Raw genomic sequence first — 16,769 nt, forward strand, 5'->3', positions numbered from 1 at the left:
TTTACCAGTTCCATAAGGTGCCATCCTCCAGACGCGCGACCGGCAGGTAGGCCGGTTCATAGGGGTAACGGGCCGCCAGCTTCTCATCGAACTCGATGCCGATGCCCGGCTTGTCGCCCGGATGCATATAGCCGTCGTCGAACGTCCAGCTGTGCGGGAACACCTCGAGCATTTGCTCGGAATAGCCCATGTATTCCTGCACGCCGAAGTTTGGCACCCACAGATCGAAGTGCAGCGCCGCCGCCATGCAGATCGGCGACAGATCGGAAGGGCCGTGAGAACCGGTGCGCACCTGATACAGCGAGGCGAAGTCGGCGATGCGCCGCATGCCGGTAATGCCGCCCGCGTGCGTCAGGGTGGTGCGGATGTAGTCGATCAGCTGTTCTTCGATCAGCTGTTTGCAGTCCCAGATGCTGTTGAACACCTCGCCGACGGCGATCGGCGTGACGGTATGCTGGCGGATCAGGCGGAAACAGGCCTGATTTTCCGCCGGCGTCGGATCCTCCATCCAGAACAGGCGATACGGCTCGGCGCTTTTACCAAAGCGCGCCGCTTCAATTGGCGTCAGGCGGTGGTGCATGTCGTGCAGCAGGTGCTCGTTGAAGCCGAACCTGTTGCGCACCGCGTCGAACAGTTTGGGGGTGAAATCGAGGTATTTTTCCGTCGACCACAGCTGCTCTTCCGGCCAGTCACCCTTGGTGGCCGGCTCATAGGCCTGGCCTTTGCCCTTGGCCATGCCGTAGGTGGTTTTCATGCCGGGCACGCCGCATTGAACGCGGATCGCCTTGAAGCCTTGTTCTTTATGTTTGGCGTAGTCGTCGAGCACCTCGTCGATCGAGTGGCCGGTGGTATGGCAATACACCATCACTCCCGAACGTGAGGCGCCGCCCAACAGCTGATACAGCGGCATGTTGGCGGCCTTGGCCTTGATGTCCCACAGCGCCATGTCGACGGCGGAAATGGCCGACATGGTCACCGGGCCGCGCCGCCAGTAAGCGCCTTTGTAGAAGAATTGCCAGAGGTCTTCGATCCGCTGCGCGTCGCGGCCGATCAACTGCGGGCAGAGGTGATCTTTCAGGTAAGAGGCCACCGGCAATTCGCGCCCGTTCAGCGTGGCGTCACCGAGGCCGATGATGCCGTCATCGGTGGTGATTTTCAGTGTGACAAAGTTGCGCCCCGGGCAGGTGACGAACACCTCGGCGTTGACGATTTTCATAACCTTCACATCCTGTAGCTGCGGAGAGATAGCGCGAAAATACGTCATGAACTAACTACCATACAAGTATGAATTGATGAATTTGCCGGAGAGGATCACATTTGATCGCGAGTGGAAGCGGATGAACGGAGGGGAAGAAGTGGGGCGCAGCGGCTGCGCCCGACAAGGTCAGCCCAGCAGGGCGCAGTTAGGCGGCAGGCGGCATTCGATGGCCTGCGGCAACACTTCGATGCGGAAATGGCGGCCTTTGAGCGGTTCGCCGTCGAGGTTGAAGGTCATCTCATGCGGCGCGTCGATCTCGAGCCACGGCAGCGCCGCGCTGAGGATGCTGTTGCTCTCTTCGTCGTTGAACAGGGCGGCGACCAGCGCCGGCAGCAGTTCATCGGCGATCAGCAGGCGCAGCTGCAGCAGGCCGTCGTTGATCAGCGCGCTGGGGCACAGTTCCTGGCCGCCGCCGGCCTGCTTGCCGTTGCCGATGCCGATCACCAATGCTTCGCCGGCCCAGCGGAAGTCCGGCCCGCGGATTTCACAGCGATCGGCCTGCAGCGTATCCATGCGCAGCAAGCCGTGCAAGAAGTAGGACACGCCGCCCAAGGCTGCCTTCAGCTTCTCCGGTGTCTCGGTGGTGATGCGGGTGCCGAAGCCGCCGGTGGCCATGTTGATGAAGTAGCGCTCGCCGTTGACCTTCGCCAGATCGATCGGTACCGAGCGGCCCTTGATCGCCAGCTGCAGCGCCAGTTCGGGGGATGGGGGGATATTGCACGCCATGGCGAAGTCGTTGGCGGTGCCGAGCGGCAGAATGCCCAGCGCCGGCCGGTTATGCGCCGGCAGCTGCACCAGCGCGGCGGCCACTTCGTTGATGGTGCCGTCACCGCCGCCGGCGACGACGGTGCCGACGCCGAGTTGTGCAGCTTCCGCGACGTAGCGCGCGGCGTCGCCGTGCTCCCAGGTCACGCGCACGTACAGCGTGATTTGCTCTTCGCGCAGCCGTGTGACCGCCTGACGCAGTTCTTCGTTGCCGGCGCCCTTGCCGTTGAGAATAAGCAGGGCGGCTGCATGTGAGTGTTGAGGCATTACCGATCTCCTCCGGCGGAAAACCAAGAATGCCTCAAGATAAACCAGCCTACGCCGCCAAGCCATCAGAATATTCAGCTAATTCCGGTTATTTCCTATTGTGCCGTGAATATGAAGACGATGCGAATTTATCTGAATTTAACCTGACAATAAGCGGGATTTTAATGGCGGCAGGATTAATCGCTATAGCGTTATTTATATATCGATGTGGCGTTATTATTCTTATTAAAATGGATAACGGGAAAACGTAATGAAAAATAGGCGCACCGGCGGCAATGGCGGACCCATAAAGAAAAAGCCAGCCCAAGGGAGATTGGGCCGGCTAAGGAGGTGGTTCCTAGTATTGCTATGCAAATATTTTCGTTGTTCGTTTTAAGCAGCGTGATAGTAACCAAGCTGCGGGCACATTGATGTGATCCAATTCTAATATTTGCTAAAAATCGCCGCCGAATGACGGCGATTGATTGTTAGGCTCCGGCGCTATTTTCTTCCGCCAAATTGCGGATCAGCAATGCATAATTGAGATCAATATCCTGCGGGATCGGCAAATAAACGATATGGCCGTTGCCCGGCGCGACCTCAATCGGCTCGCCTTTCTTATTTTGCATGCTTTCGAGGGTGAACAGCACGTTGCCGCCCGGCGTCATCATCTCGACGCTGTCGCCGAGTGAGAATTTATTCTTCACGTCGACTTCCGCCCAGCCTTCGCGGCGCACGCCGGTGAACTCGCCGACGAACTGCTGGCGCTCGGAGAGCGAAGAGCCGTATTCGTAATTCTGCTGCGCTTCGTGCACGTGGCGGCGCAGGAAGCCTTCGGTATAGCCGCGGTGCGCCAGGCCTTCCAGCGTGGTGAGCAGGGTCGGATCGAACGGTTTGCCGGCAACGGCGTCGTCGATGGCGCGGCGGTAGACCTGGGCGGTGCGGGCGCAGTAGTAGAAGGACTTGGTGCGCCCTTCGATCTTCAGCGAATGCACGCCGAGCTGCGTCAGACGCTCCACGTGCTGGATGGCGCGCAGATCCTTGGAGTTCATGATATAGGTGCCGTGTTCGTCTTCGAAGGCGCTCATATATTCACCTGGCTTTTGCGCTTCAGACAGCATGAACACCTTGTCGGTCGGCGCGCCGATGCCCAGCGTCGGCTCGACGGTCTGCACCGGGATCGGTTCGTGCAGGTGCACGATATTGCCGGTGTCGTCCTCTTTGCCTTCCTCCGCCTTGTACTGCCAGCGGCAGGCATTGGTGCAGGTACCCTGATTGGGATCGCGTTTGTTGATGTAGCCGGACAGCAGGCAGCGGCCGGAGTAGGCCATGCACAGCGCGCCGTGGACGAAGATCTCCAGCTCCATGTCCGGCACTTCGGCGCGGATCTCGGCAATCTCTTCCAGCGACAGTTCGCGCGACAGGATCACGCGGGTCAGGCCCATTTGCTTCCAGAACTTCACCGTCGCCCAGTTAACGGCATTGGCCTGCACCGACAGGTGGATGTCCATCTGCGGGAAGGCTTCGCGCACCATCATGATAAGGCCAGGATCGGACATGATCAGCGCATCCGGGCCCATATCGATAACCGGCTTCAGATCGCGCAAGAAGGTTTTCAGCTTGGCGTTGTGCGGGGCGATGTTCACCACCACGTAGAATTTTTTGCCCAGCGCATGCGCTTCGTTGATACCCTGCGCCAGATTCTCGTGGTTGAACTCGTTGTTGCGTACCCGCAGGCTGTAGCGCGGCTGGCCGGCGTAAACCGCATCGGCGCCGTAGGCAAAGGCGTAACGCATGTTTTTCAGCGTTCCGGCCGGGGAGAGAAGTTCCGGTGTAAACATAGTGTGTCTCGGTCTGATTTCAGGTCAGCACCACGCCACCTGATGGCGCAGTAAAAGCGGGGGATTGTAGCCGCAGCGCGGCAAGAAATCAGCAGTTAACCGGATTTATTCAAGGGAGATTGATCCCGGTCAAACGGAAAACGCGCGGTGGCGGCCACCGCGCGGGCGAAACGGGGGATCAGGCGCTCAAATCGCGGATATCGGTGGTCGGGCCGTTTTTCGTCACCGACTGGATACCGTTTTTGGCCGCGCTTTCGGAGCTGTACATTTCGCTGACGCCGATCACCTGATGGTTCTTGGCCTTCAGCACAAAATAGGGCTGATTGCTGGCGCTGTGCTTCAGTTCGTACTGCGCTTCGTGCGGTGAATTGGTCTGCACCGAGGCGATGCCGTTCTCCGCCGAGGCTTTGCTGGCATACATCTCGCTGGCCAGAATAATTTCGCCGTTACTGGCTTTCAGGTTGAAGTGGTACTGTCCGTTCTTTGCTTTTTTCAGCTCGTAATGACCGATTGCCATGGTTCTTCTCCTGTAGGTTCCGATTCGTGATGTAAGTGTAGCCAATCGCTTGAAAATCGGCGGCTAAACCTCACTGCAGCTTAGTCGAAAAAATGCGCAGTTTTTTTGCGCCGGCGCGGAGTTTTCATTCGGTGAGCCCGGCGCCGCACGGGAAGCTAAGGAAAGGCGCGGTGATTGCGCAGTGCGCCGCATAATGACAATTACGTGGTTTCATCGAGCAGCATTGCGCGTTACCGTTTGCCCGCTACGTAAAGGTGAGTGAAAAGTGAGCGATAGATCTTGGCATCGACGCGCTGCAGGCATATGCTTTGGCCTATGCCTGCTGTGGAGTGTCGAGATGGAAAGAATCGCCAAGCTGTTTAAAAACGGTAGAAATCAGGCGGTGAGGTTACCGGTGGAATTTGAATTTGATATGGATCGTGTGTATATCCGTCGCGATCGGGAGGGAAACGTGATTTTATCCAAATATCCAGCAAAGCCGGACAGCTGGGCACCGCTGCTGAGCATTATCGCCCAAACGCCGGTGCCGCAAGAGTTTCTTGGCGCGGAAGATCGTCAGCAAGGGGTTGCAGACCGCGATCCATTCTCAGAGGAAGAGTAGGCGATGTACATGTTTGATACCAACACCGTCAGCCACTTGTTTCGGCAGCATCCGCAGGTGCTTAACGTCATGCAAAAGCTCCCGCCTTCTGCCGTATGTATTTCCAGCGTCACGGAGGCGGAACTGCTTTACGGTGTGGCCAAACGGCGGAACAAGGCGTTGCAAAGCATGGTCGAGGCCTTTCTTGCTGCGGTGACGGTCTATGCATGGGATCGCGAGGCCGCCCGCTGCTACGGTGAAATGCGGGCAAACATGGTGAGAAAGGACAAAATCATGGGCGCGATGGATCAACTGATCGCCGCTCACGCGCAGAGCCGTGGCGCGACGCTGGTGACCAACGATCGCGCATTCGCCATGGTGCCCGGGTTGGCGGTTGAAGACTGGACGCGCTGATTTCCCTCTAAACCCCATTCATCAGCCGGCAGGGCTCGGCTTCCCAGCGGTAGCCCACACCGTATACCGAGCGAATAAAGGATTTTTCCCCGTCGATCAGTTCCAGCTTGCGGCGCAGGTTTTTGATGTGGCTGTCGATGGTGCGGTCGGTGACCACCCGGTAGTCGTCGTACAGGTTGTTCAGCAGCTGCTCGCGAGAAAACACGTTGCCTGGCTGGCTGGCCAGCGTTTTCAGCAGGCGGAACTCCGCCGGCGTCAGATCCAGTAACTGCCCCTGATAGCTGGCCTGGAAGCGCGGTTCATCGATGTGCAGCAGGTCATCTTCCCGCGCGTTCTCCTGCGGCCGATAGCTGCGGCGCAGGATGGTTTTCACTCGCGCCACCACTTCACGCGGGCTGTAGGGTTTGCAGATGTAATCGTCGGCGCCGATCTCCAATCCCAACAGGCGGTCAATCTCTTCGATTTTCGCCGTCACCATCACGATGGGCACGTCGCTGAAGCGGCGCAGCTCGCGGCACACCGTCAGGCCGTCGGCCCCTGGCAACATCAGGTCGAGTAAGATCAGCGCCGGCGGATGCTGGTGCACGGTCGGCACCACTTCATTACCGTTGGTCAGCCAGCGGGTGGCGTAGCCCGCCGCCTGCAGATAATCCACCAGCAGCTGGCCCAGCTTGGGCTCATCTTCAACAATCATGATCTGCACGGGTTGATTCTGAATGTCCATCAGGGCGCCTTATTTTTTATCGGGGTAGCAAATTCTACTGTAATGCGCACGCCGCCTAAAGGCGAATGCTCGGCGCGGATTTTCCCGTCGTGCGCTTCCACGATGTTGTGGCAGATCGCCAACCCCAGCCCTGAGCCGCCGCTGGCGCGGTTGCGTGAACCTTCCGCCCGATAGAAGCGTTCGAAAATGCGCGTCAGTTGCTGATCGCTGATGCCCGGCGCGCTGTCCTGCCAGCAGAGGATCAGTCTCCCCGGCTGCAGCTCGGCGCCGATCTCCAGCCGGCCACCGACGTCGGTGTAACGCAGGCTGTTTTCCAACAGGTTATTGAACAGCTGGTTCAGGCGATCGGGATCGCCGAACAGCGGCGCCTGGGCCGGCAGATGGGTGACGATCTCCAGCCCTTTGGCGCGGAAGCGTTCGCGGAAGGCGGCGACGGCGATCTGCACCAGGTGCACGCAGTCCACCTGCGCCTTGCGATAGGCCAGCGCGCCGAGATCGGAGAGCGACAGCTGGTGCAGGTCGTCGACCAGTTTGGTCAAGGTGGATACCTCAGCCTGCAGCGAGCTGAGCGACGCCGGCGTCGGCTGGCGCACGCCGTCCTGCAGCGCCTCCAGCTCGCCGCGCAGCACCGCCAGCGGCGTGCGTAGCTCGTGCGACACGTCGGCCATAAAGGCGCGACGCATCTGCTCGTTTTTTTCCAGCGAGGTGGCCAACTGGTTGAAGTCGTGCGCCAGCCTGCCCAGTTCATCCTGGCTGCTGACCGCCACGCGGGTGGTGAAATCGCCCGCCGCCAGGCGGTGGGTGCCCGCCACCAGGCGCTTGACCGGGGCCAGCATGCCGCGCGACAGCAGCCAGGTCACTGCCGCTGCCAACAGGGTGGAGAGCGCGACGATAATCCAACTGGTGCGCCGCTGCTGGCGATCGAAGTTGATGTCCGTATTGCGCGTCAGGCGCTCGACCGGGGTGGTGAGCACCCAGCCGACGATCTCGTTGTTATAGCGGATTGGATGGCGCGGCCCCTCTTTCGGCAACGGGCCGGAATGCCCGACCAGCCGATTGAACTGGCTGTCCACCACCCAAAACTGGGTGCGCCAGCCCTTGGGCGGCAGATTGTGGCTGCTGTCGCTGTTCTGTTCGAACGAACGCATGATTTGGTAGACCACCTGATCGTTGTTGCGCAGGAATATCCAATTGCCATGATGGCTGTACTGTTCCTCCAGCGCTTCGCTCAGCATGTTGATGCGCTGCTCGTTGCTGCTCTTGATGTAATCGATAAAGCCGCGCTCAAAGCTGACGCGCACCCCCCAATGCATGGTGATCAACACCAGCATGCAGGTAGCGAAAATGGCCAGGAACAGCTTCCCGGTAATGCCTATCCTCATTGCAACCTCGTTGAGCCGGTACCCGGCTCTTTGGTCAGCGTGCGGTTGGGCGCGCTATCGGCCGGCACGCGCGCGAAGGCGAGCGCGGGCAGGGCGATAATCAACGCCATACAGCAGTAGCTGTAAATAAATGCGCTGTGAATGGCTGGGCTATCGGCCACCACCTGGTGATGGGCGAAGCTGCCGATCAAGATGCCGGCGACGCTGACGCCGAGGCTCATCGACAGCTGCATGACCATCGACAGCAGGCTGTTGCCGCTGCTGGCCAGCCGGTCCGGCAGATCTTTCAGCGTCAGGGTGTTCATCGCCGAGAAGCGCAGCGAGTTGACCATCCCCTGGAAGAACAGCACCACCGGCAGCAGCCACAGCCAGCCGAGCATCGCCGCCAGCAGGAAACTCAGGCTGACCAGCGCCAGCAGCAGCGTGGCGGCCACCAGCACGTTGCGGTAGCCGAAGCGGTTGACCACCTGCACCACGATGCGCTTCATGCCCATGCTGCCGATGATCATCGGGATCATCATCAGCCCGGCGTGGAACGGCGAGAAGCCCATGCCCACCTGCAGAAACAGCGGCGTCATGAACGGCAGCATGCCGCTGCCGATGCGCCCCAGCAGGCTGGCCAGCAGTCCGATCTTGTAAGTCGGGGTGCGCAGCAGCCGCAGCGAGAACAGGGCGCGGCTATTGCCGTAAGCATGCCAAACATACCCCAACAGCGCCGCCACGCCCAGCGCCACCAGGCCGGCGATGGCGCCGCCGGACAGCCCCATGCCTTTGTGGCCGTCGAGCGCCAGCGTCAGCGACGCCATGCCGATCGCCAGCAGGATAAAGCCGCTGACGTCGAAGCGGCGGGTCTGCATTTGGTAGTTGGGCATCAGCAGCAGCGTGGCGATGGCGCCCACGATACCCACCGGAATATTGATCAGGAAAATCCAATGCCAGCTGGCGTATTGCACCAGGAAGCCACCCAGCGCCGGCCCCATCAGCGGGCCGATTTGGCCTGGCAGCGTTACGAAGGTCATCGCCGCCATGTACTGCTCGCGCGGCACGATTTTCATCACCGTCAGACGGCCGACCGGCACCATCATCGCGCCGCCGACGCCCTGAAGCACGCGCGAGGCGATCAGTTCGTTCAGGGTTTCCGAGCGGGCGCAGAGGAGGGAGCCGAGGGTGAACAGCACGATGGCGCTGAAAAACACCCGCTGTACGCCGACCTTGTCCGCCAGCCAGCCGCTGGCCGGCAGCGTCACCGCCACCGTCAGCACATAGGAGACGATCACCGACTGCATGCGCAGCGGGTTCTCCCCCAGGCTGGCGGCCATCGAGGGCAGGGCAGTGTTGACGATAGTGGTATCTAGCGTCTGCATAAAGAAGCCGAATGCCACTATCCAGAGTTGCCAGCGTACCGTGGCGGTGTGTTTCATCAGCATCAGTCGGCCATTAATGGGGCAACGGGGCCAGTTGCTTGTTGCGGCGGAACTTCGCCTGCAGCCGGTCGAAGTAAAGGTAGACCACCGGGGTGGTGTACAGCGTCAGCAGCTGGCTCATCACCAGGCCGCCGGCGATGGTGATGCCGAGCGGCTGGCGCAGCTCCGCGCCGTCGCCGCGGGTCAGCACCAGCGGCAGCGCGCCGAACAACGCCGCCAGCGTGGTCATCATGATCGGCCGGAAACGCAGCAGGCTGGCCTGGAAAATCGCCTCGCGGGCGCTGATGCCGCCATTGCGCTGCGCTTCGAGCGCGAAGTCGACCATCATGATGGCATTTTTCTTCACGATACCGATCAACAGCATGATGCCGATCAGCGCGATCAGGCTGAACGGTGCGCCGAACAGCTCGAGCGCCAGCAGCGCCCCCACGCCGGCGGAAGGCAGCGTGGAAAGGATGGTCAGCGGATGGATATAGCTCTCATACAGCACGCCGAGCACGATATACACCGTGGCGATCGCTGCCAGGATCAGGATGAGCTGCGACTTCAGGGTGTCCTGGAATACCTGGGCGGTGCCGGCGAACGCGCCGCGCACCGTGGACGGCACGCCGAGCTGAGTCATGGTGCGCTCTACCGCCGCGGTGGCGTCCGACAGGCTGCCGCCGTCCGGCAGGTTAAAGGAGATGGTCGAGGCGGCGGACAGCCCCTGATGGTTGACCGACAGCGGCGCGTTGGCCGGTCGCCAACTGGCGAAGTAGGAGAGCGGTATCGCCTTGCCTTCGTTGTTGATGATGAACATTTTGTCCAACGAGCTGACGTCCTGAGTGTAGGGCTGCGCCACTTCCATCACGACTTTGTATTGGTTGAGCGGTTGATAGATGGTCGAAATCTGTCGCTGGCCGAAGGCGTTGTTCAACAGGTTGTTGGCGTCGGACACCGAAATGCCGAGGCGCGCCATGGTTTCGCGATCGTAGACCAGATCCATCTCCGAGCCTTTATCCTGCTGATCCGAGTTGACATCCGCCAGCGCGGGTAATGCGGCCAGCGCGGTGCGGATCTTCGGCTCCCATTCGCGCAGCGCGGCGAGATCGTCCGCCAGCAGCGTATATTGGTAGCTGGCGTTGGCCTGCCGGCCGCCGACGCGGATATCCTGTACCGCCATCAGAAACAGGCTGGCGCCCGGCTCTTTGGCCAGGCGGGCACGCAGGCGGGCGATCACTTTCTGCGCGTCGTCGCTGCGTACCGACAGGGGTTTCAGTGAGATGAACATCGAACCGCTGTTGGTGCGCGAGCCGCCGGTAAAACCGGTGACGTTTTCCACGTCCGGATCTTCGCGCACGATTTTCATGAAGTCTTCCAGTTTGCCGCGCATCGCCTGGAACGAAATGCTTTGGTCGGCCTGGATAAAGCCCATCAGACGCCCGGTATCCTGTTCAGGGAAGAAGGTTTTCGGGATGCTGATATACAGCCAGACGTTGAGCGCAACGGTGGCGAGGAACACCGCCAGCACCCAGCGCGAGTGGCCGAGCACCCAGTTCAGCGAGCGTCCGTAACCCTGCTGCAGCGCCAGCAGCATTTTGCCGAAGCCGCGCGCGCGCCGCTGCGAACGCGCCGGCTGGTGGCGCAGCAAATAGGCACACATCATCGGCGTGAGCGTCAGCGAGACGATGAGCGACAGCCCGATCGATACCGACAGGGTGACGGCGAACTCGCGGAATAGCCGGCCGGGCAGGCCTTCCATCAGCAGCAGCGGGATAAACACCGCCACCAGCGAAATGCTCATCGACAGCACGGTGAAGCCTACTTCCCGCGCGCCCAGCAGCGCGGCGTTGATCGGTTTCATGCCGGCCTCGACGTGGCGGGAAATGTTTTCCAGCACCACGATGGCGTCGTCCACCACAAAGCCGGTGGCGATGGTCAGCGCCATCAGCGACAGGTTGTTGAGGCTGAAGCCGCACAGATACATGGCGGCGAACGAGCCGATCAGCGACACCGGCACGGCGACCGCCGGGATCAGCGTGGCGCGCCCGGAGCGCAGGAAGATGAACACCACCAGGATCACCAGCCCGATGGCGATCGCCAGCGACTGTTCCACCTCGGCCAGCGACGCGCGGATGGTTGGCGAACGATCCTGCGCGACGTTGAGTTGAATCGAGGCCGGGATATTCTCCTGCAGGGCGGGCAGCTCGGCGCGAATGCGATCGACGGTTTCGATGATGTTGGCGTCCGGCGCGCGGCTGATGGCCAGAATGATCGCCGGTTTGGCGTCGGTCATCCCGGCGTTACGCACGTCTTGCACCGAGTCTTTGACCTCGGCCACGTCGGCTAAACGCACCGCCGAGCCGTTGTTGTAATGAATGATCAGCGGACGATAAGCATCGGCGGTTTTCAGCGCGTCGTTGGCCTGGATCTGCCAGCGCTGCTGCGGGTTTTCCACGGCGCCCTGCGGACGGCGCACGTTGGCGTTGGCGATGGCCTGCCGCACGCTGTCCAGCGACACGCCCTGATTGAACAGCGCCGAAGGGTTCAGCTCCACCCGCACCGCCGGCAGCGAGCTGCCGCCTACGGAAACGTCGCCGACGCCCTCGGTCTGGCTGATCTTCTGCGCCAGCTGGGTGGAGGCGAAATCGTAAAGCTGCCCCTGACTGTAGGTGTCCGAGGTCAGCGTCAGGATCATGATCGGCGCGTCGGAAGGGTTGACCTTACGGTAGCTGGGGCGGCTCGGCATGCCGGTCGGCAGCAGGCTTTGCGCGGCGTTGATCGCCGCCTGCACGTCGCGCGCGGCGCCGTTGATGTCGCGATCGAGATCGAACTGCAAAATGACGCGGGTACTGCCGAGCGAACTCATCGAGGTCATTTCGTTAACCCCGGCGATGCGGCCCAGCGCGCGCTCCAGCGGCGTCGCCACCGAGGACGCCATGGTTTCCGGCGAGGCGCCCGGCAGCGACGCGCTGATCGAAATCACCGGAAAATCCACCTGCGGCAGCGGCGACACCGGCAGCAGGCGAAAGCCGATCGCGCCGCTGATGGCGATGGCCAGCGTCAGCAGGGTGGTGGCCACCGGCCGGTGAATGAACAGGGCGAAGAATTTCACGGCAGCTCCTGCGTATCCAGCTGGCGATGCGTGTTGCGCGCCAGCTTGTCAAACAGCAGGTAGATCACCGGCGTGGTGAACAGCGTCAGGATCTGGCTCATGATCAAACCGCCGACCATACAGACGCCGAGCGGATGCCGCAGCTCCGCGCCGACGCCGGTGCTCAGCATCAGCGGCAGCGCGCCGAGCAAGGCCGCCAGCGTGGTCATCAAGATCGGCCGGAAACGCAGCAGACAGGCCTGATAGATGGCGTCGCGCGGCGATAAACCCTGCTCGCGTTCCGCCGCCAGCGCGAAGTCGATCATCATGATGGCGTTCTTCTTCACAATGCCGATCAGCAGGATGATGCCGATGATGGCGATCACGTCCAGCTCGCTGCCGGCCAACATCAGCGCCAACAGGGCGCCGACCCCGGCGGTCGGCAGGGTGGAGAGGATGGTGACCGGATGAATGAAGCTTTCATACAGCACGCCCAGCACGATGTACATCGCCACCACCGCCGCCAAAATCAGCCACAGCGTGCTGCCGAGCGCCGCCTGGAAGGCCAGGGTCGCCCCCTGGAATTGGGTGGTGATGTCCCTTGGCATATTGAGATTTTTTTCCGCCTGGGTGACCGCGTCGACCGCCTCGCCGAGCGAGTAGCCGTCGGCGACGTTGAACGAAACGGTGGCCGACGGGAACTGGTCGAGATGGTTCACCGACAGCGGGCCGAAGCGCTCTTCGATTTTGGCGATGGCGCTCAGCGGCACCACGGCGCCGTCGTTGCCGCTCAGACGGATCTCATTGAGCGCCGCCAACCCCGGTGTCGTGCTGACGTCGTGCTCCAGCACCACGCGGTATTGATTGGCCTGGGTGTAGATGGTGGAGATCAGGCGCTGGCCGAACGCGTTGTACAGCGCATTGTCCACGTCGCTCATGGTGACGCCGAGGCGGGAGGCCGAATCGCGATCGACGTTGACATAGGCCACCAGCCCCTGATCCTGCCAGTCGCTGGTGACGTCCGCCAGCTGCGGGGTTTGCTTCAGCTCATCCATCAGCTGCGGCACCCACAGGCTGAGATCGTCCAGCGACATTGCCTGCAGGGTGAACTGGTACTGGGTGCGGCTGACCTGGGTATCGATGGTCAGATCCTGCACCGGTTGCAGATACAGCTTCACGCCGGGGAACTGCGCCGTTTGCTGCTGCAGGCGGCTGATGATCGCCGGAATGCGCTCGCTGCGTTCGCTCAGCGGCTTCAGGTTGATCTGCAGCCGGCCGCTGTTGAGCGTGGCGTTGCTGCCGTCGACGCCGACGAACGAGGTCAGGCTCTCCACCGCCGGATCTTTGAGGATCTGCGCCGCGACCTGCTGCTGGCGCTCGGCCATGTTGCTGAACGAGACGCTCTGCGGCGCCTCCAGCGTGCCCTGAATGATGCCGTTGTCCTGCACCGGGAAGAAACCTTTCGGGATCAGCAGGTACAGCAATACCGTCAGCGCCAGCGTGCCCACGGCCACGCCGAGCGTCAGCCAGGGATGGTTAAGCACCGTTTTCAGCCACTTGCCATATTGCGCGATCACCCGGTCGAAAAAGCGTTCGGAGGCGGCGGAAAAACGGTTCTGCTTGCGCAGCGATTCGTGGCTGAGCATGCGTGCGCACATCATCGGCGTCAGCGTCAGCGACACCACGGCGGAGATCAAAATTGCCACCGCCAGCGTGACGGCGAACTCGCGGAACAGGCGGCCGACGATGTCGCCCATGAACAGCAGCGGGATCAGCACCGCCACCAGCGAGAAGGTCAGAGAGATGATGGTGAAGCCGATCTCGCCGGCCCCTTTCAACGCGGCGTCGAGCGGTTTTTCCCCTTTCTCGATGTAGCGCGAGATGTTCTCGATCACCACGATGGCGTCGTCCACCACGAAGCCGGTGGCGATGGTCAGCGCCATCAGCGTCAGGTTGTTGATGGAGAAGCCAAGGAAGTACATGGCGGCGAAGGTGCCCACCAGCGACAGCGGCACCGCCACGCTGGGGATAATGGTCGCCGGTACGTTGCGCAGGAACACGTAGATCACCATCACCACCAGCGCGATCGCCAGCAGCAGCTCGAACTGCACGTCGCTGACCGAGGCGCGGATGGTGGTGGTGCGATCGGTCAACACCTTGACGTCGACTGACTTGGGCAGGCTTTTAATCAGCGTCGGCAGCATTTCGCGGATGCTGTCGGCGGTGGTGATGACGTTGACGCCGGGCTGGCGTTGGATGTTCAGCACGATCGCCTGTTGCTTGTTGGCCCAGGCCGCCAGTCGGGTATTTTCCGCCCCTTGTTCGATGGTGGCGATATCCTGCAGGCGGATCGCCGCGCCGTTCTGATAGGCGACGATCAGCTGGCGATAGTCGTCGGCAGATTTCATTTGGTCGTTGGCGGAGAGGGTGACCGATCGGGTCGGGCCGTCAAGGCTGCCTTTCGCCGAATTGACGTTGGCGTTGCTGATGGCGGCGCGAATGGTTTCACTGTTCAGGCCATAGGCGGCGACCGCCGCCGCGTTCAATTTTACGCGCACTGCCGGGCGTTGGCCGCCGGCCAGCGTCACCAGGCCGACGCCGGTCACCTGAGAAATTTTTTGCGCCACGCGGGTTTCCACCATGTCTTCCACCTGCGTCATCGGCATGGCGGTGGAGGTCACGGCCAGCGTCAGGATCGGCGGATCGGCGGGGTTAACCTTGCTGTAGATCGGCGGGTAGGGCAAATCGGTCGGCAGCAGGTTGGTGGCGGAGTTGATCGCCGCCTGCACTTCCTGCTCCGCGACGTCGAGCGGCAGCGCCAGCTGGAACTGCAGTGTGACCACCGAGGCGCCGCCGGAGCTTTGCGACGCCATTTGCTTCAGGCCGGACATCTGGCCGAACTGGCGTTCCAGCGGCGCGGTAATGGCGGAGGTCACCACGTCCGGGCTGGCGCCGGGGTACAGCGTCACCACCTGGATAGTGGGGTAATCCACCTCCGGCAGGGCGGACACCGGCAGCGCGCGATAACCGATAATCCCCGCTAGCAATATTGCCACCATCAGCAGCGTGGTGGCGACCGGACGCAGAATAAACAGGCGGGACGGACCGCCGCCGGCGTTGGGAGGCATCACCTGCATCAGGACTTCCTCTGAACGTCAGGTTCGCGCTTGGCGTTGGCCGCCGCCGGCGCTTCGCTCGGCGCGAGCACTTCCACCTGCATGCCTTCGGTCAGGCGATCGATGCCGTCGGTCACTACCCGATCGCCGGCGTTGAGGCCGGCGCTGATCACCACCTGCCGGCTGTCCTGCACGCCGGCGGTGACCCGATGTTTGCTGACCTTGTTGTCTTCGCCGAGCGTCCAAACGAAGTTGCCCTCGTTGCCCATCTGCAGCGCAGCGGTCGGGATCACCACCGCATCGTGCAGGGTATCCACCTGCAGCCGCGCGTTGACGAACTGATTGGGGAACAGCGCGTCATCTTCGTTGGCGAAGCGCGCTTTCAGCTTGATGGTGCCGGTGGCGGTATCAATCTGGTTGTCCAGGCTCAGCAGCGAACCGGTCGTCAGCTTGTTCTGGTTGGTGCGATCCCAGGCTTCGACGCTCACCGGCCCGGCTTTTTGCGCCTTGAGCAGATCGGCGATGTTGCCTTCGGGCAGCGTGAACACCACGTCGATCGGGTGCGTCTGCGTGATCACCACCAGACCGGTGGTGCTGCCGCTGGTAACGTAGTTGCCGACGTCGACCAGTTTCAGGCCGACGCGGCCGTCGATTGGCGCAGTGATGCGGCTGTAGGTGATCTGCAGTTTGGCGCTGTCGACCGCGCCCTGATCGGCCTTGATCGCGCCTTCGGTCTGCTGCACCAGCGAGGCCTGCGTATCCAGCTCCTGACGGGACACCAGATTGGTTTTCACCAGCTGCTGATAGCGCGCCAGATCGCGTCGGGCGTTGGCCAGCGTGGCCTGATCTTTTGCCAACTGCCCCTGAGCCTGGGTCAACTGAACCTGGAATGGCCGGGGATCGATTTCCGCCAGCAGATCGCCGGCTTTGACCTGCTGGCCTTCGGTAAAGTGGATCGCCATCAGTTGGCCATCGACCCGGCTGGTGACGGTCACGGTATTGGCGGCGGTGGCGGTGCCCAAGCCGGAAAGATAGCGTGGCACCGTCTGTTGCGTGGCGGTCGCCGCTTGCACCGGCGACATCGGCGCACCGCGTCTGCCGCCCGCCGCGCGGCCCGCTCCCGTTTTACCGGCGGCCTGGTGCGCGCCCGGCGTCGTCCCAGCGGTCGGTTGGGCGGCGCTGAAATGGCGCCAGGCCAGAACGGCGACGATGATCGCAATCGCCGCAACCAGCAGGCGCAGCAGCAGGGAACGACGTTGGGGTTTTGCATTCATGGTGGTGAAAATTCTCTCCAAAAGGCAGGGGCGCGGGCACTCATTGCCACAAAAATGACACTCCTTACAGGATACTAGTTTAGCCAGCGAAGACGGCATAAAAATGAAGGAAATATGGAGGAACCGTCAGCATTGTCTTAATAAGTGGGTGATTT

Annotated in this window: 13 protein-coding genes; 3 read left to right on the forward strand and 10 right to left on the reverse strand. The window is 61.7% G+C overall.

The features are described 5' to 3' along the window. Position 1 precedes the first annotated feature (1 nt). Positions 2 to 1,216 carry a D-mannonate dehydratase ManD gene (gene manD, locus WA302_RS09125; RefSeq protein ID WP_025303867.1) on the reverse strand — a complete coding sequence of 405 codons (1,215 nt, stop codon included), beginning with the start codon at positions 1,214 to 1,216 and terminating at the stop codon, positions 2 to 4. 168 nt (positions 1,217 to 1,384) lie between these two features. Continuing rightward, positions 1,385 to 2,290 carry a lipid kinase YegS gene (yegS, locus tag WA302_RS09130; protein WP_197791343.1) on the reverse strand — a complete coding sequence of 302 codons (906 nt, stop codon included), beginning with the start codon at positions 2,288 to 2,290 and terminating at the stop codon, positions 1,385 to 1,387. Between the two features lie 29 nt (positions 2,291 to 2,319). On the opposite strand from yegS, the gene WA302_RS09135 reads away from it, so the two are divergent. Continuing rightward, the gene (locus WA302_RS09135) at positions 2,320 to 2,541 is read left to right on the forward strand and encodes a hypothetical protein (RefSeq protein ID WP_262237511.1); all 222 of its coding nucleotides are present in this window, start codon (positions 2,320 to 2,322) and stop codon (positions 2,539 to 2,541) included. A 216-nt stretch (positions 2,542 to 2,757) separates the two neighbouring features. Here WA302_RS09135 and trhP read toward each other — a convergent pair whose 3' ends face one another. Next, positions 2,758 to 4,110 carry a prephenate-dependent tRNA uridine(34) hydroxylase TrhP gene (gene trhP, locus WA302_RS09140; protein ID WP_025303865.1) on the reverse strand — a complete coding sequence of 451 codons (1,353 nt, stop codon included), beginning with the start codon at positions 4,108 to 4,110 and terminating at the stop codon, positions 2,758 to 2,760. Positions 4,111 to 4,288: 178 nt separating this feature from the next. Beyond that, the gene (locus WA302_RS09145; protein WP_016926703.1) at positions 4,289 to 4,627 is read right to left on the reverse strand and encodes a YegP family protein; all 339 of its coding nucleotides are present in this window, start codon (positions 4,625 to 4,627) and stop codon (positions 4,289 to 4,291) included. A 337-nt stretch (positions 4,628 to 4,964) separates the two neighbouring features. Between WA302_RS09145 and WA302_RS09150 the strand changes: the two genes are divergently transcribed. Both WA302_RS09150 and WA302_RS09155 read left to right on the forward strand, forming a co-directional pair. After that, entirely contained in the window at positions 4,965 to 5,228 is a 264-nt protein-coding gene (locus WA302_RS09150) for an antitoxin (protein ID WP_262237513.1), read from the forward strand. Positions 5,229 to 5,231: 3 nt separating this feature from the next. Then, positions 5,232 to 5,621, forward strand: a complete 390-nt coding sequence (locus tag WA302_RS09155; protein WP_043137970.1) for a type II toxin-antitoxin system VapC family toxin — start codon at positions 5,232 to 5,234, stop codon at positions 5,619 to 5,621. 7 nt (positions 5,622 to 5,628) lie between these two features. On the opposite strand, the gene baeR is transcribed toward WA302_RS09155, so the two are convergent. From baeR to WA302_RS09185, 6 genes are read right to left on the reverse strand one after another with little or no spacing between them, the layout of a single operon-like run. Beyond that, positions 5,629 to 6,345: a two-component system response regulator BaeR gene (gene baeR / locus WA302_RS09160; RefSeq protein ID WP_004941568.1), complete on the reverse strand. Its 717-nt coding sequence runs from the start codon at positions 6,343 to 6,345 to the stop codon at positions 5,629 to 5,631. Beyond that, on the reverse strand, positions 6,345 to 7,727 hold the full coding sequence (baeS, locus tag WA302_RS09165; RefSeq protein WP_049204856.1) for a two-component system sensor histidine kinase BaeS: 1,383 nt from the start codon (positions 7,725 to 7,727) through the stop codon (positions 6,345 to 6,347). Before baeS ends, baeR begins: the two co-directional genes overlap by 1 nt. Beyond that, positions 7,724 to 9,154: an MFS transporter gene (locus tag WA302_RS09170; RefSeq protein WP_262237516.1), complete on the reverse strand. Its 1,431-nt coding sequence runs from the start codon at positions 9,152 to 9,154 to the stop codon at positions 7,724 to 7,726. Before WA302_RS09170 ends, baeS begins: the two co-directional genes overlap by 4 nt. 10 nt (positions 9,155 to 9,164) lie before the next feature. Next, positions 9,165 to 12,245 carry a multidrug efflux RND transporter permease subunit MdtC gene (gene mdtC / locus WA302_RS09175; RefSeq protein ID WP_261439108.1) on the reverse strand — a complete coding sequence of 1,027 codons (3,081 nt, stop codon included), beginning with the start codon at positions 12,243 to 12,245 and terminating at the stop codon, positions 9,165 to 9,167. Further along, complete coding sequence (locus tag WA302_RS09180) at positions 12,242 to 15,361, reverse strand: MdtB/MuxB family multidrug efflux RND transporter permease subunit (RefSeq protein WP_049209523.1); 3,120 nt, start codon at positions 15,359 to 15,361, stop codon at positions 12,242 to 12,244. The genes mdtC and WA302_RS09180 overlap by 4 nt, the downstream gene beginning before the upstream one ends. Further along, positions 15,361 to 16,614, reverse strand: coding sequence for an MdtA/MuxA family multidrug efflux RND transporter periplasmic adaptor subunit (locus WA302_RS09185; RefSeq protein ID WP_025303859.1), 1,254 nt, complete (start codon positions 16,612 to 16,614; stop codon positions 15,361 to 15,363). Before WA302_RS09185 ends, WA302_RS09180 begins: the two co-directional genes overlap by 1 nt. Positions 16,615 to 16,769: the final 155 nt, after the last annotated feature.

It is taken from the genome of Serratia sp. 201, assembly GCF_037027545.1.
Classification (GTDB): domain Bacteria; phylum Pseudomonadota; class Gammaproteobacteria; order Enterobacterales; family Enterobacteriaceae; genus Serratia; species Serratia bockelmannii.

What these genes read in the sequence shown, in the direction of transcription:
- manD (WP_025303867.1), bottom strand. Translation starts at nt 1,216, where the DNA reads ATGAAAATCGTCAACGCCGAGGTGTTCGTCACCTGCCCGGGGCGCAAC.
- yegS (WP_197791343.1), bottom strand. Translation starts at nt 2,290, where the DNA reads ATGCCTCAACACTCACATGCAGCCGCCCTGCTTATTCTCAACGGCAAG.
- WA302_RS09135 (WP_262237511.1), top strand. Translation starts at nt 2,320, where the DNA reads ATGCCTCAAGATAAACCAGCCTACGCCGCCAAGCCATCAGAATATTCA.
- trhP (WP_025303865.1), bottom strand. Translation starts at nt 4,110, where the DNA reads ATGTTTACACCGGAACTTCTCTCCCCGGCCGGAACGCTGAAAAACATG.
- WA302_RS09145 (WP_016926703.1), bottom strand. Translation starts at nt 4,627, where the DNA reads ATGGCAATCGGTCATTACGAGCTGAAAAAAGCAAAGAACGGACAGTAC.
- WA302_RS09150 (WP_262237513.1), top strand. Translation starts at nt 4,965, where the DNA reads ATGGAAAGAATCGCCAAGCTGTTTAAAAACGGTAGAAATCAGGCGGTG.
- WA302_RS09155 (WP_043137970.1), top strand. Translation starts at nt 5,232, where the DNA reads ATGTACATGTTTGATACCAACACCGTCAGCCACTTGTTTCGGCAGCAT.
- baeR (WP_004941568.1), bottom strand. Translation starts at nt 6,345, where the DNA reads ATGGACATTCAGAATCAACCCGTGCAGATCATGATTGTTGAAGATGAG.
- baeS (WP_049204856.1), bottom strand. Translation starts at nt 7,727, where the DNA reads ATGAGGATAGGCATTACCGGGAAGCTGTTCCTGGCCATTTTCGCTACC.
- WA302_RS09170 (WP_262237516.1), bottom strand. Translation starts at nt 9,154, where the DNA reads ATGCTGATGAAACACACCGCCACGGTACGCTGGCAACTCTGGATAGTG.
- WA302_RS09180 (WP_049209523.1), bottom strand. Translation starts at nt 15,361, where the DNA reads ATGCAGGTGATGCCTCCCAACGCCGGCGGCGGTCCGTCCCGCCTGTTT.
- WA302_RS09185 (WP_025303859.1), bottom strand. Translation starts at nt 16,614, where the DNA reads ATGAATGCAAAACCCCAACGTCGTTCCCTGCTGCTGCGCCTGCTGGTT.